The sequence below is a fragment of the Massilia sp. AB1 genome (assembly GCF_018119385.1).
In the GTDB taxonomy this organism is placed as follows: Bacteria; Pseudomonadota; Gammaproteobacteria; order Burkholderiales; family Burkholderiaceae_D; genus Telluria.
Map to the genome: position 1 here is coordinate 65992 of NZ_JAGKSG010000002.1, position 14096 is coordinate 80087.

At 67.6% G+C, this 14096-nt stretch carries 11 protein-coding genes and 1 pseudogene; 3 read left to right on the forward strand and 9 right to left on the reverse strand.

Going from position 1 to position 14096, the window contains the following annotated elements; translation table 11 throughout:
- Positions 1-163: 163 nt before the first annotated feature.
- The 3 genes from J8847_RS01585 (at position 164) to J8847_RS01595 (ending at position 4445) form a co-directional block, all read left to right on the forward strand.
- The gene (locus J8847_RS01585) at positions 164-1402 is read left to right on the forward strand and encodes a nucleoside recognition domain-containing protein (protein WP_211522938.1); all 1239 of its coding nucleotides are present in this window, start codon (positions 164-166) and stop codon (positions 1400-1402) included.
- A gap of 8 nt (positions 1403-1410) precedes the next feature.
- Positions 1411-2895 carry a D-alanyl-D-alanine carboxypeptidase/D-alanyl-D-alanine-endopeptidase gene (gene dacB / locus J8847_RS01590; protein WP_211522939.1) on the forward strand — a complete coding sequence of 495 codons (1485 nt, stop codon included), beginning with the start codon at positions 1411-1413 and terminating at the stop codon, positions 2893-2895.
- A gap of 413 nt (positions 2896-3308) precedes the next feature.
- A complete protein-coding gene (locus J8847_RS01595) occupies positions 3309-4445 on the forward strand; it encodes a GGDEF domain-containing protein (protein WP_211522940.1) in 1137 nt (378 codons plus the stop codon).
- Position 4446: 1 nt separating this feature from the next.
- On the opposite strand, the gene J8847_RS01600 is transcribed toward J8847_RS01595, so the two are convergent.
- From J8847_RS01600 to murQ, 9 genes and pseudogenes are all read right to left on the reverse strand, one after another.
- Positions 4447-5388: a polysaccharide deacetylase family protein gene (locus J8847_RS01600; RefSeq protein WP_211522941.1), complete on the reverse strand. Its 942-nt coding sequence runs from the start codon at positions 5386-5388 to the stop codon at positions 4447-4449.
- Positions 5388-5999, reverse strand: a complete 612-nt coding sequence (locus tag J8847_RS01605; RefSeq protein ID WP_211522942.1) for a M15 family metallopeptidase — start codon at positions 5997-5999, stop codon at positions 5388-5390. The genes J8847_RS01600 and J8847_RS01605 overlap by 1 nt, the downstream gene beginning before the upstream one ends.
- Complete coding sequence (locus J8847_RS01610) at positions 6000-6905, reverse strand: LysR family transcriptional regulator (protein ID WP_211522943.1); 906 nt, start codon at positions 6903-6905, stop codon at positions 6000-6002. It abuts the gene before it with no gap.
- A gap of 322 nt (positions 6906-7227) precedes the next feature.
- A pseudogene (locus tag J8847_RS01615) lies at positions 7228-7995 on the reverse strand (N-acetylmuramoyl-L-alanine amidase); the annotation flags it as partial.
- A 16-nt stretch (positions 7996-8011) separates the two neighbouring features.
- Positions 8012-8944 (reverse strand): N-acetylglucosamine kinase, encoded by a 933-nt coding sequence (locus J8847_RS01620; RefSeq protein WP_211522945.1) that lies wholly within the window; start codon positions 8942-8944, stop codon positions 8012-8014.
- Between the two features lie 84 nt (positions 8945-9028).
- Positions 9029-10660 (reverse strand): family 10 glycosylhydrolase, encoded by a 1632-nt coding sequence (locus tag J8847_RS01625; RefSeq protein ID WP_211522946.1) that lies wholly within the window; start codon positions 10658-10660, stop codon positions 9029-9031.
- 23 nt (positions 10661-10683) lie between these two features.
- The gene (locus tag J8847_RS01630; protein ID WP_211522947.1) at positions 10684-11826 is read right to left on the reverse strand and encodes an acyltransferase family protein; all 1143 of its coding nucleotides are present in this window, start codon (positions 11824-11826) and stop codon (positions 10684-10686) included.
- A gap of 19 nt (positions 11827-11845) precedes the next feature.
- Positions 11846-13123, reverse strand: a complete 1278-nt coding sequence (locus J8847_RS01635; protein ID WP_211522948.1) for an MFS transporter — start codon at positions 13121-13123, stop codon at positions 11846-11848.
- 52 nt (positions 13124-13175) lie between these two features.
- Positions 13176-14054: an N-acetylmuramic acid 6-phosphate etherase gene (murQ, locus tag J8847_RS01640; protein ID WP_211522949.1), complete on the reverse strand. Its 879-nt coding sequence runs from the start codon at positions 14052-14054 to the stop codon at positions 13176-13178.
- Between the last annotated feature and the right edge of the window lie 42 nt (positions 14055-14096).

The following is a 14096-nucleotide window of genomic DNA, read 5'->3' on the forward strand; positions in this document are numbered from 1 at the left end:
CGTATCATATGCGCGCCTGCGCGGGCCAGGCAAATGCGATAGCGCGGCAGCGCAGGCTTATAACTTTTTCGCATGGCGCGGCTGCATTCTTTCATCGTGGCAGCACGAACTCGGCCTATACTCTCCGCTGCACAATCTGCTGTACCTCTGCGGCGACCGACTCATGGCACTCAATTACATCTGGACCGGCTTCTTCCTCGTGGGCTTCATTGCGGCGCTGGCGCAATGGCTCTTCCTTGGCGATACAGAGATCTTCAAGCGCATCATCGACGGCACCTTCGACTCGGCCAAGTTGGCGGTGATGGACATCGCCCTGCCGCTGGCCGGCGTCATGACCTTCTGGCTGGGGATCATGAACGTGGGCGAGAAGGCCGGGGCCATCCGGGTATTCGCGCACGTCATCGGCCCCTTCTTTTCGCGCATCTTCCCGGGCGTTCCGCGCGACCATCCAGCCAACGGCCACATGGTGATGAACTTCTCGGCCAACATGCTGGGCCTGGACAACGCCGCCACCCCCTTTGGCCTGAAGGCGATGGAGAGCCTGCAGTCGCTGAATCCGAAAAAGGATGAAGCCACCGACGCCCAGCTGATGTTCCTGGTGATCCAGACCTCGGGCCTGACCATCATTCCGCTGGCCGTCATGGCCCAGCGCGCGGTGCTGGGCGCCGCCAACCCGGCCGACATCTTCATCCCGACCCTGATCGCGACCTATACCGCCACCATCGCCAGCATCATCGCCGTCGGCCTGCGCCAGCGCATCAACCTGCTCGATCCGGTGGTATTCGGCTGGATCGGCGGCACCGCCGCGCTGATCGCCTCGATCGTGTTCAGCTTCACCTACTTCCTCGACAAGGCGCAGATCCAGCTGGTCTCGAACGTGATCGCCAACCTGGTCCTGTTCTCGGTCATCGCCGCCTTCATGACAGGCGCGGTCATCAAGAAGGTCAACGTGTTCGAGAACTTCATCGAGGGCGCCAAGGCCGGCGTCGAGACCTCGATCAAGATCATTCCCTACCTGGTCGGCATGATCGTCGCCATCAGCGTGGTGCGCAATTCCGGCGTGCTGGGCCTGATCGTCAGCGGCTTCGCCTGGATCTTCAATGCGCTCGGCCTGCAGACCGACTTCGTCGGCGCCCTACCCACCGCGCTGATGAAATCCCTGTCCGGCAGCGGCGCGCGCGCCATGATGATCGACGCGATCAAGACCTACGGCGTGGATTCCTTCGTGGGCCGGCTGTCCAGCATCCTGCAGGGCGCGTCCGACACCACCTTCTACATCATCGCGCTGTACTTCGGTTCGGTCGGCATCCGCAAGACCCGCTATGCGGTCAGCTACGGCCTGCTGGCGGACCTGATCGGCATCATCGCCGCCATTTTCGTCGCCTACCTCTTCTTCGGTTAAGGAGTCCCATGCTGCGCCGCCTAGCCCTTGTCGCCGCCCTGTTCGCCGCCCCGGCCTTCGTCCACGCCCAGCTGCCGGAACCGGTGGCCCAGGTCCTGGCCCGGAACGGCCTGCCCCAGGATGCGCTCGGGGTGCTGGTGCTCAAGGGCGACGCGGTGGTGCTGTCGCACCAGGCCGGCCTGCCGATGCAGCCCGCCTCCACCATGAAGCTGGTGACCACGCTGGTGGGCCTGGAGCGCCTCGGCCCCGTGTTCCGCGGCCGCACCGAGCTGCGCACTACGGGCGAGATCGAGGGCGAGGTCCTGCGCGGCAACCTGATCCTGAAAGGCGGCGCCGATACCGACCTCTCGGGCGAAGCGATCGAAACCATGCTGCGCGCCCTGCGCTACCAGGGCGTCAGGCGCATCGAGGGCGACCTGGTGCTGGACCGCCAGCTGTTCCAGCCGGCGCGCCAGGACCTCGGCGCGCCGCCTTTCGACGAGTCGCCGGAAGCCTATTACAACGTGATTCCGGACGCCCTGCTGGTCAACAAGAACATGGTGCAGGTCGACATGCGTTCCACCGCCAGGCGCCTGCAGCTGCGCATGCAGCCGGAGCTGGAGCGGGTATCGATTGGCTCCGACATGACCCTGGTCGATGCCGACTGCGCCAAATGGGAGGACGGCTGGAAGCTGCCCGAAGCGGTGCGCGGCAAGGACGGGCGGATCCGCATTGTCCTGCACGGCACCTTCCCCAGGAACTGCAACCGCAGCTACAGCATCAACGTGCTGGACCGCGACGACTACGTCGGCCGCCTGGTGCGCCAGACCTGGACCGCGCTGGGCGGGCGCATGAGCGGCAAGACCGTCGAAGGCGTGACGCCGCCGGAATCGGCCCTGCTGGCCGAGCACAGCTCGCGCATGCTGCCGGAGCTGGTCCGCGACATCAACAAACCCTCGGACAACGCGCTGGCGCGCACCCTCTTCCTGAGCCTGGGCAGCCTGCAGGCCGACCCCGCCAGCGGCAGCACCGCCCTGCCGCCCCCGCTTGAAGGTGAGACCACCTTCGTGCGCGCCGACGCCGCCGTGCGCGAATGGATGCGCAGCCAGCGCATCGACGACACCGGATTCGTGATCGAGAACGGCTCGGGCCTGTCGCGCATCGAGCGCATCAGCCCGAACCAGATGGGCTACCTGCTGCAGGCCGGCCTGCGCAGCCCGTGGGCGCCGGAATTCCAGGCCAGCATGCCGATCGTGGCGATGGACGGCACCATGCGCCGCCGCCTGCACGGCAGCCCGGCGGCCGGGCGCGCGCGCCTCAAGACCGGCACCCTGCGCAACGTGACGGCGCTGGCGGGCTATGTGCCGGATGCGAACGGGACCCTGTGCGTGTTCGTGGCCATGGTCAACAGCGAGCAGGCGGGGAATGGCAAGGGGCGCGCGGTGCTCGATGCGCTGGTGGAGTGGGTGGCGCGCTCGGGGGCGTCGGGACAGGGTGTGCAGGCTGCGCCGTAATTGTTGACCTTAGCGGTACGCTTACAAACTTGGGTTCCGGCCTCCGCCGGAACGACGGTTTTGAAGCTGGCGACTACGAAAGTGTCCGTTTGCCCGCTCCCTCAGCACGTCGTTCCGGCGAAGGCCGGAACCCAAGTTTCTTAGCAACTCGACACATCAACAAAAACGCCGGCCCAGCCGGCGTTTCACGTTAACCACCCTAAGCACATCCTTTAAAGATCAAAGACTTACGCGAAGCTGACGCCGAAACCGCACTAATATTTATAACAGTAAAAGATCTTGAACACGATGTTGCAAATGAGTTAGCTTTCGTGAGATTTGAGCAAGGTCAAAGCTGTCAGAATGCGCAAACAACCTATCTGCATACGCCGATTTCCCACGTTTCCGCGGTTCCGCCCCCACCACCGACTGCCATGCACACCCTTTCGCTCACTGGTGAGTTCGTCCATCCCGCCACGGAATCCGCCTTCCTCGAACACCAGCTGGCGCGCACCCGCGCGCTGCTCGGCTTCACCCTGCTGTTCTGCACCTTCTTTTACCTGTGCTTCTTCGTCACCGACGTGGCGGCGCTGGGCATGGACACCGCGCTGGCGGCGACCTTCCCCGCGCGCCTGCTGGTAGCGCTCACCGCGGGCAGCTGCGCCTGGCTGGCCTACCGCCGGCCGCTGTCGGTCCGCGCCACCTGGCTGGCCGCCACCGTCGCCGAATCCGTGGCGCTGGCGAGCTTCATGCACATCGCCGTGCAGCGCCCGCAGGAGTTCCACTGGCACGCGATGTCGCTGGCGATCATGCTGGTCGTGATCTACCTCTACATTCCGAACCGCCTGAGCCACGCGATCGTGCTGGCGGGTACCGCCACCGGCGTGTTCCTGGAGCTGGTGCTGCGCCTGACCACCATGTCCTTCGCCGACATCCTGACCATGGGCCTGCTGCTGGTGCTGGTGAATACCTTCGGCGCGCTGGCGGCGCGGCGCTACAACCACGTGTCGCGCGAGGAGTTCCGCCTGCAGACCGACCTGAAGGAAGCCGCCGAACGCGACCACCTGACCGGATGCTACAACCGGCGCTACCTGCACCAGCACCTGCTCGGCCTGGAACTGTCGCGCGCGCGGCGCTTCGGCCGTCCCCTGACGGTGGTGCTGTGCGATATCGACAACTTCAAGCTGATCAACGATAACTTCGGCCACACCAAGGGGGACGAGGTGATCAAGGCCTTCGCGGACCTCCTGGCCGGGGCCACGCGCGACCAGGTCGACACGGTGGTGCGCTATGGCGGCGAGGAGTTCCTGCTGATCCTGCCCGAGACCGATCTCGCCGGCGGCGAGCACCTGGCGGAGCGGCTGCGCGAGGCCTTCGCGGCGGACCGCCTGCTGCTCGGCGATAACGCGTTCGGGCTGCGCACCACCGCCAGCTTCGGTGTGGCCTGCTTCGATTTCGCCAACTCCCAGGTGAGCTACAACCTGCCGGACCTGATCTCGGCGGCCGACAAGCTGATGTACGAAGCCAAGCGCAGCGGCCGCAACCGCGTCGAGTCGATGGAGCTCAAGTAGGCTAGTAGCCTTTTTTCTTCAGCAGCTCGATCTCGGCATCGCCATCGTCCATCAGGCGCGGCCCGATGTCGGCGGTGCCCAGCCCCAGGCTGCGGGCCATGGACAGCAGCAGGCTCTGGCCGGGCACGTCGCGGCTCGGGGCCAGCTGGTAGACCGGGTCGGCGAAGGCCTCGTCCGGCGTGACCAGGCTCCAGTCCATCTCCTTGAACTGGGCGATGACGTCGTCCAGCCACAGCGCATTGATCAGGTTATGGTGCAGCAGCAGCACCTGCGGGATGTCCCTGCCCTGCAGCCTGCGCGCCAGATCGCGGTAGGCCAGCGCGCGCTGCTTCACGTGGTCGAGGTAGGCCTGGCGGATCGGCGCCAGCTCGGCATCGGTCGCATCCGGCTTGCGGTCCAGGACCTCGATCAGCTTGTCGTTCAGGCGCCAGTCGCTGGTGTCGAGCGTGACGTAGCCGTTGCGGTAGCCATGCTCACGCAGGAAGGCGCGCATGCCGTCGCGCTTCTCAGGCGTGTTCCCTTCCCGCAGGTAGGTGAAGCGGAACCACTTGCGGTAGCCCGGCAGGGCCGCGATGACGCGGTCGCAGTCGAGCAGCTCCTGCTGGTACTGCGCCAGGCTCACCTTCGCGTTGTTAAGCGAGGGATGGGTCATCGTGTGGTTGCCGATCAGGTGCCCGGCCCGGCTCCAGGCCTGGGCCAGCGCCAGGCCTTCCGGACGGTCGGCGCCGTTGCCGGCGGTGACGAACAGCGCGGCCTTGAGCTTGTGCTTTGCCAGCGCGGCCAGCATGGCCTCGTTGCGCGCCTGCGGCGACAGGCGCGGCGTGCTTGCCAGGGTAGGTCCGTCGTCGAAGCTGAAGGCGACCGGCTGGGCGTGCAGCGGCGCCGCCGCCAGGCCGAGCGCAAGCAGCGCGGCGCGCACCAGGCCGGCAAGAGAAAACGTCATCAGAGCACGCGCCGGAAAGTGCGGCGCACCAGCTCGCGGTCGCCGCAATCGAAATGCCACCACTCGGTGTTGATGCCCAGGAAGCCGGCCTGCAGCATCGCTTCGCGCAGCAGGCGGCGGTTGGCGACCTGCTCCTCGGTCAGCTGGCCGGCCTGCAGGAAGCCTTCCTCCAGCGCCGGATGCGAGAGGTTGGTCATGTCGTCGAAGCCGGTGCCCATGTCCAGCTCCCGCCCCTGCGCGTCGAGCAGGGTGATGTCGAGCGCCATGCCGTAGGAGTGGATCGAGCCGCGTTCCGGGTTGGCCAGGTACATCTGCAGGCCAGTGCCTTCCAGCGCATCCCATAGCTGCTGCTGCACGCGCTGCGGACGCAGGGCGTCCAGCACCAGCGGGGTCAGGTCGGGACGGCGCTCGGCCAGCCAGGCGACCACTTTCTCGAGGGCGCTGGCGGCGTCGACGTGCAGCCAGGCGCAGTCGTAGGGCGAATACAGGTCGCGTCCGACGAAGTTGTTGTCCGTGGCGTAGCGCAGGTCGACCTGGATGCCGGCGATGCTGCTCAGGTGGCGGAATTCGGGGCTGCCGGCGATCTCCTCGCTGGCCACGCTCAAGCTCATTTACGTACAACCCTTTTCAAGACAGGCGCGCGCGGTCGCGCCGATACAATTGGCCAGCTCGCGCGCCCCGTGCGAGAGCGGCGAATGGCTGGCGGTCAGCAGGTACAGGTTTACCGCGATGTCCGGCTCCCACGGACGGCAGATCACCTTGGCCGGCGAGGCCGAGGCGGCCGTGAACGGGTCCAGCACGGCGGTGCCGGCGCCCGCTTCGACCAGCGAGCGGGCGATCTGGTAGGTCTGCACGACGGTATTGAACACCGGGTGCACGTCGGCCGCTTCGCAGGACGCGGTCATCAGTTCGCCGAGCGGGTCGCCGTCGTTCAGGCCGATCAGTTCGCCCTTCAGGGCGGCGGGAGAAACCGGTTTGCCGCGCTCTTCCTCGCCCCAGGTGCCGATCGGCGCCATCACGGTCAGCAGGCCGTGCGCGATCGGCTCGGCCACGATGCCGGGGTGGCGCGGGTCCTGCAGCGACAGCGCCAGGTCGGCTTCGCCCAGGCGCAGCACGTTGACGATCTCGCTGGTGTGGTGGGTGGCCAGTTCGCAGCGGGTCTGCGGGAATTCGCGCCGCCACTGGGTCATGGCGCCGGGCAGCACGCTCATCGCGATGGTCGGCGTCGACACCAGGCGCACGGTCTCCACCGCGCGTCCCTTGAGGCTGGCGGCCAGGCGGCGGATGCCCTGCAGGTCGCGGTTGAGCTTTTCGGTTTCCGCGAACAGGCGGTGCGCTTCCGGCTTCGGATACAGCTTGCCGCGCACCCGCTCGAACAGCGGCATGCCCAGCTGCAGTTCGGCGTGCTGGAGCACCTTGGTCACCGCCGGCTGGGAAATGTGGAGAACCTGGGCGGCACCGCTGATGGTGCCGACCTGCATGATGGCGTGGAAAACTTCGATATGACGCAGGCGCATCGCTAATCCTTCAGTGAGAGCCGCGCAAGACGCGGATTTTCCGAAGGATACAGCGAAATGGCGCGCACCGCGACCGTCACGGCGTTGTCACCGGCGAGGGGCCGGTAGGCGCCGGCACGGGCGGAGGCGGCGGGGCGGCGGGCGCCGGGGCCGTTTCGGGAACCACCGGCGTGGGCGCGACCGGCACGGGCGGCGCCGGGACGCTCGGCGCGGTCAGCGGCGCTGGCGACGGTGGTACTGGCGGGACGGCCGGCGTCGGCGGGACCGGCGGCACCGGCGCAGTCGGGACCGGGAACACCGGCAGCGGCGCATTCGGCGGCGTGGTCAGCACTTCGAGCAGGGTCGCGGTCTCGGCATCCGGGTTGCCGGCATAGTCGGCCGGGCGGTATTTCATCTGGAAGGCGGCCAGGGTGGTGCGGGTCGCCTCATCCAGCACGCCGGTCTGCGGCAGCGAGAAACCGTGCATGACCAGCTTGCGCTGGAACCAGCCGGCGTCCGGCAGGAAGGCGTCGAAGGCTGGGCGCACCAGGGCCACGCGCGCGGCATCAGGCCATTTCACCAAGCCTTCCTGGGCCAGGCGCTGCCACGGGAACAGCGGGCCAGGGTCCTGCTTGCGCAGCGGCGCGATGTCGCTGTGGCCGAGGACGTTTTCCGGCGCCACGCCGTGGCGCTGCACGATGTCCTTCACCAGCCCCACCAGGGCGTCGACCTGGGTTTGCGGGAAAGGCGCGAACACGCGGCCGTTCGGGGTGTCCTTCCAGCCGGCGTTGACGATCTCGATGCCGATCGAGCTGTTGTTGAGCTGGGTGTAGTTCTTCCAGCTCGAGTTGCCGGCGTGGTAGGCCGAGCGGGTTTCGTCCACCAGGCGGTAGATCACCGGCTCGGGGTCGTCGGTCAGCAGGTAGTGAGCGCTCACCTGCTGCTCGGTCAGGATCTTGATCGAGGACGGCTTGTCGGCCACGGTGTAGTGCAGCACCAGGAAGCGCACGCGGCTGGACTGGCCGACGGAGTTGTAGGTGGTGTCGTAGCGCGGTCCGGTGGCGCAGCCGGCCAGCAAGGCCAGGGTAAGGGCGGCGATCAGGGTTTTCATGGTTCTTCCTGTTGGTCTAGTCGATGCCGGGCAGCGGCCCGGCCGCCAGGCGCGCGGCGGCGTGGTGGGCGCGCAGGCCGGTCTGGCTGAGCGGGGTATCGGGCGGCAGGGCGGCGCGCATGGTCTGCACGATCACGGGATGCAGCTCGGCGGCGCGGCCGGTCAGGGCCACCGGGCGCGGACCGAAGCGGCGGATCATGGCCAGCGCCAGGCGCGCCAGTTCCTTGCCCGCTTCGCGCAGGATGCCCGCCGCCGCCGGGTCGCGCTCGGCGCTGGCGGCCACGGCCAGCGCCAGCTTGCCGACCTCGCCGCGCTCGCTGTGGTAGATGAACTGGCGCGAGTACGACCAGTCACTGCCGCCGATGTGCTGGAACACGGCCTTGGCCATGGGCGAGGTTTCCCAGCTGCCGGGGTATTCGTCTTCGTTGCGCCAGATGTGGCGCAGCGCCTCGCGCGCGATCCAGAAACCGCCGCCGCCATCGTCGAGCACCACGCCGCGCCCGCCGGCGCGGTGCAGTTCGCCGTTGGCGTCGATGAAGGCGCCGATCGAGCCGGTGCCGGCATAGACCAGGTAGCCTTCGCCGGGACTGAAGCTGGCCAGGTAGGCGATCTCGATGTCGTTGCAGAGCGTGACCGCGCTGGATTCGATGCCGAGGAAGCCGGCCAGCCAGCGCGCCAGCTGTTCGCCCTCGCCGCCGAAACCGGTCATGCCGGCGCGGACGGCTGCCGGGCGGCCGTGTTCCAGCACCGCCTGGGCCATGCCGGCGAAGGTGGCGCGCACCGTGCCGCGGCCTTCGCTGCTGGCCATCTGCAGGGCGGACAGGCCGTCCACCGTGCCTTCGGCCACGATATGGCCCCCGGGCGCGGCCAGGGCCCAGCGCGTCTGGGTGCCGCCGGCGTCGATGCCGAGGCCCATGCCCTCAGCGGCGTGTTGTGCGTGTGTTTGCATGACCGTCAAGTTTACGCTCCCAGCGCGCCGTGGCGCGAATGAATGCTGGCGCTTGCAGCATGAGCCAGGGTTATGCCCGGCATCTTAGGACTTGTTCCAGACCTGCACCCGCGCGCCTTCGACGCCCAGGCGGTCGACGGCGCTGACGAACACCGCGTCGGCCGCGCCAAGCTTGTCGTCGTCCGGAATGGTCCAGTCCACGCGCGAGGCCGGGGCCACCGCGAAGCGCCATTCGTTGCCGTGGCGCGCCCAGATCGCATACAGGGCGTTGGCCTTGCCGGCCTTCAGTTTAAGCTGGAGCGCGTTCTTGCGGCGCTCGGCCGCCACCAGCGGCGTGCCCGGGGCATCGCCGCCCAGCCAGGGCGTGGCCGGCACCAGGGCCGGGCCGGTATAGCGGGTCGCGCGCAGCTGGTCGCTGATGCCTTTGCGGTTCTGCATCAGGGCCGCCATGCTGAAGTGGACGTGGCCGCTGGCCGCCGGGCGGGCGCGCGTGACACTGATCTGCTGCAGCACTTCTTCCGGCTGGTAGTCCTTGGTGGGCGCGCCGATGCGGCTGGTGAACAGGCCCGGCCACATGTGGCGGCCCTTGGTGTTCTGCGAAATCCAGTAGTCGAGCAGCACGTCGTAGGCCTGGCCGGGCTGCGCAATCGGCCAGTACAGCTGGGGCGTGAAGTAGTCGAGCCAGCCGTTCTGCAGCCACAGCTCGGCGTCCGCGTACAGCTTGTCGTACTGCGAGAAGCCGGTGATGCCGGGAGGACGGCGGTCCGGGCGGCCCAGGCCGAAGGGGCTGATGCCGAAGCGCACCCAGCTCTTCTCGCGGCGGATGCCGTTGTAGATGTTCTCGATCAGGCGGTTGACGTTGTCGCGGCGCCAGGAGGCGCGATCGAGCTTGCCGCCGCTCGCCACATAGCGGTCCCAGGCCGGCTGGTCGGGGAAGTCGAGTTCGGCCTTGCCGGTCTTGCCGTCCAGGGCCGCCGCATTGCCCGCCACCTCGGCCGGGGTGGCCTCGATCGGATAGGGATAGAAGTAGTCGTCGATGTGCACGCCGTCGATGTCGTAGCGGCGCACCACGTCCAGGATCACGTCCAGGGTCTGCTTCGAGGCCGCTTCCTCGGCCGGGTCCATCCACATGAACCTGCCGTAGCGCTTGACCGCGGCCGGGTTGGCGTTGGTGATGTGGTTGGGCGCGGCCGGCGAACGGGCGCCGTCGTGCCGCGCGCGAAAGGGATTGAACCAGGCGTGCAGCTCGATGCCGCGCGCATGCGCTTCCGTGACCCAGAACTTGAGCGGGTCGTACCAGGGCTGTGGAGCCTTGCCCTGGGCGCCGCTCAGGTATTCCGACCAGGGTTCGATCTTGGAAGCGTAGATGGCGTCGGCGGACGGGCGCACCTGCAGCACGATGGCGTTCAGGTTGAGCGCCTTGGCGCGGTCGAGGATGGCCAGGGCTTCGGCCTGCTGCTGGGCCGCGGTGAGGTTCTGCTTGCTCGGCCAGTCGATGTTGGCGACGGTCGACACCCAGGCGGCGCGGAATTCGCGCGGGGCCGGCGGCGGCTGGTCGCCCCCCGTGACCATGGATGCGTCCGCAGGCGCGGGCGCGCCGGGCTGGGTGCTGGATGCGGTGGGCTGGGTGGTGCAGGCGGTGAGGAAGCCGCCGAGGGCCAGGGCGCCGGCCACGCCGGCAAGCGCAAAGGCGCGTTTTTTCAGGTCAGGCTGCACATCGGCTCCTTATTCTTTTCATTCTAGACTTTGACGAACCAGCGCTTGCGCCACATGAGGTACGCAACGGCGAACATGCAGGCATTGAAAGCGATGGCGTATAACAGGGAGGTATTCACCGGGCCAAGCGGCAGCGCCTTGATCGGCGCGTAGAGGCTGCGGCCGAGCGAAAGCTGGCTGCCGTCGGGCTGGGCCAGCTTGATAAAGCCCAGCATCTTGGCCACGAAACCGGAGAAGGCGAAGATGAACAGCGCGTTCATCCCGTAGATCAGGAAAGGCTTGCTCCAGGCCGCCGCGCGCTCGCGCAGGGCCGCGTGCGGATTCGCGTCCAGCAGCCAGTAGGCGGCGCCGAAAGCGAGCAGCGCCCAGCCGCTCATCAGGAGGCAGTAGGACGGCGTCCACAGGCTTTTATTGATCGGCATGAGGATGGCGTCGAGGGCCGAGCCCAGCGCCAGGCAGACCAGGCCGCCCAGCAGCAGCCACACCACCTGCTCGATGCGCGGTAAGGAAGACAGCAGCAGGCGGCCCGCCAGCACGCCGGACAGCTGGCTGCACAGGGCCGGCAAGGTCGACAGCAGGCCTTCCGGATCCCAGGTCCTGGCCTGCACCCACAGGTGGCCGTCCAGCAGCATGCGGTCGATGTAAGCGCCGAAGTCCCGGCCCGGCTCCAGCACGCCCGCGCCGATGCCGGGCACCGGGACCAGCAATTGCAGCACGCTGTAGATCGACAGCAGCAGCGCGATCGCCGCCAGTTGGCCGCGCCAGCCCAGGTAGACCACCAGCGGCGCCGCCAGCAGGGTGCACAGGGCGATGCGCTGCAGGACGCCCGGAATGCGCACGGTCTCGAGGTCGAAGCGCGGGATCAGGTTCAGCAGGAAGCCGATCAGGAAGATGATGGCGGCGCGCACGGCCAGCTTGCGCAGCAGCTGTCCCTTGTCGGCGCCGCCCGCCGCCAGGCGTCCCAGCGAGAGCGCCATGGCGACGCCGCCGATGAACAGGAAGAAGGGGAAGATGGTGTCGGTGAAGGTCCAGCCGTTCCACTTGGCGTGCGCGAGCTGGGGATACAGGCTGCCCCAGTCGCCGGGATTATTCACCAGCACCATCGCGGCAATGGTGAAGCCGCGGAAGGCGTCGAGCGATGTCAGGCGCACCGGGGCGGTGGTCATGGTCCTGCGCGGTCCCGGTTTACTTCTTGCCGAATTCGGGGTCGATCTTCACCAGCGCCGCCATGATGAAGGCCGGGATCGTGGCCAGGCAGGTCCAGATGAAGAAGTTCTTGTACCCCAGGTATTCCTGCAGGTCGCCGCTCCACATGCCCGGCACCATCATGCCCAGCGCCATCAGGCCGGTGCAGATCGCGTAGTGCGCGGTCTTGTGCGGGCCGTCGGCCACCATGATCATGTACATCATCATGGCGGTGAAGCCGAAGCCGTAGCCGAACTGCTCGATCGCCAGGAACACCGAGACGGTGGCCAGGCCGGTCGGCTGGGTCTGCGACAGGTAGACGAAGACCAGGTCCGGCAGGTGCACGGCGAACACCATCAGCCACAGGCAGCGCTTCAGGCCCAGGCGCGAGATCAGCCAGCCGCCGGCCAGGCCGCCCAGGGTCAGGGCGATGATGCCGACCGTGCCGTAGGCGATGCCGTACTGCGCGGTGGTGAGGCCCAGGCCGCCCTTCTCGACGGGGTCCTTGAGGAAGGGAGCGACCAGCTTGAGCAGCTGCGCTTCGCCCAGGCGGAAGGTCAGGATGAAGCCGAGGATCAGCCAGATGTCGCGCTTGCCGAAGAAGGCGCCGAAGGTGCCGAAGAAGTCGCGCAGCGGATTGCTGGTCGTCGGCACGGCACGGTCGCTGTCGGGCTTGGGCAGGACGAACTGGTGCCAGGCGAAGGCGGCGAAGAACAGGCCGGCCATCACGAAGAACACCACCGACCAGGCCTGGTGCACGTCGCCCAGGCTCACGGCCAGGGTGCCGGCCAGGACCACCAGCGGTCCCTGGCAGGCCAGGGTGGCGAGGCGATAGAAGGTGGAGCGCACGCCCACGAAGGCGGCCTGCTGCTGCTGGCGCAAACCCAGCATGTAGAAACCGTCGGCCGAGATGTCGTGGGTGGCGGAAGCGAAGGCCATCACCCACATCACGGCCAGGCTGACCATGAAGAAGGCCGGCAGGTGCAGCACCAGTCCCACCGCCAGCAGCGCGGCGGCGATCGCCAGCTGCAGCAGCACGGTCCAGCGGCGCTTGGTGCCGACCATGTCGACGATGGGCGACCACAGGGGCTTGATCACCCAGGGCAGGTAGAGCAGGCTGGTATAGAAGGCGATGTCGGAGTTCGAGACCCCCATGTCCTTGTACATGATGACCGACAGGCCATTCGCCACCACGTAGGGAATGGCCTGGGCAAAGTACAGGGACGGAATCCAGGTCCAGGGGCTGCGCCCGGTGCTGTTCGCTTGCGAAGTTTGCATGACTCTTTCGTGTGCCGGGCGGGAGGGTGCGCGGGAAGCCGCGCGCACCTGGTTAGGCGAGCGCCTGGCGCACGCTGCCGTGCGCCGCTTCCAGCAGCGCTTGCGCCTGCTCGACACTGGTTTGTTTGGACAAGGCCACGATCGCGGTCTTGACGTGGAACCCGCACTGCTCCAGCACCTCGCGCGCGGCCGCCTCGTCGGCGCCGGTGGCGAAAGTGGTCAGGCGGATCGCACGCCGCACTAGCTTGGCGTTGGTAGCCTTCAAGTCTACCATTAGGTTGCCGTAGACCTTGTTCAAACGCACCATGAGGGCGCTGGAAAAGGTGTTCAGGGCGATCTTCTGCGAGGTGCCGGCCTTCAGGCGGGTGCTGCCGGAGACGACTTCCGGGCCGGTGTCCAGGGTCACGCCGATCTCGGCTTCGTTCGCGACCGGGGCGTCGGTATTGTTGGCGAAGCCCACGGTCAGGGCGCCGGCGGCGCGTCCGGCCTGCAGCGCGCCGAGCACGTAAGGGGTGCCGCCCGAGGCGGCGATGGCCAGGACCACGTCGTCCGGGCCCACGTTCACGCTGCGCAGGTCGGCCGCGCCCTGGTCGAAATCGTCTTCCGCGCCTTCCACCGCCACGAACATGGCGTCGCTGCCACCGGCCAGCAGCGCCACCGCGCGGCCGTGCGGCCAGGAGAAGGTCGGATACAGTTCGACGCTGTCGAGCACGCCCAGGCGGCCCGAAGTGCCGGCGCCCACGTAGATCAGGCGTCCGCCCGCTTCCATGCGCGGCAGCGCGGCGTCGACAGCAAGCGCGATGCTGGGTGCGGCGGCGCGCACCGCGTTGACGGCGTTGATCTGGTCGTCGACGAAGACATTGACCAGGTCCGGCGTGGCGTACTGGTCGAGGGCGGCGTGCGCCTGGGAGGGGGTTTCGGTTTTCAGCATGACCGTGGTTGTTGAATGCGCAGTAATCGATAAAACCAGTGT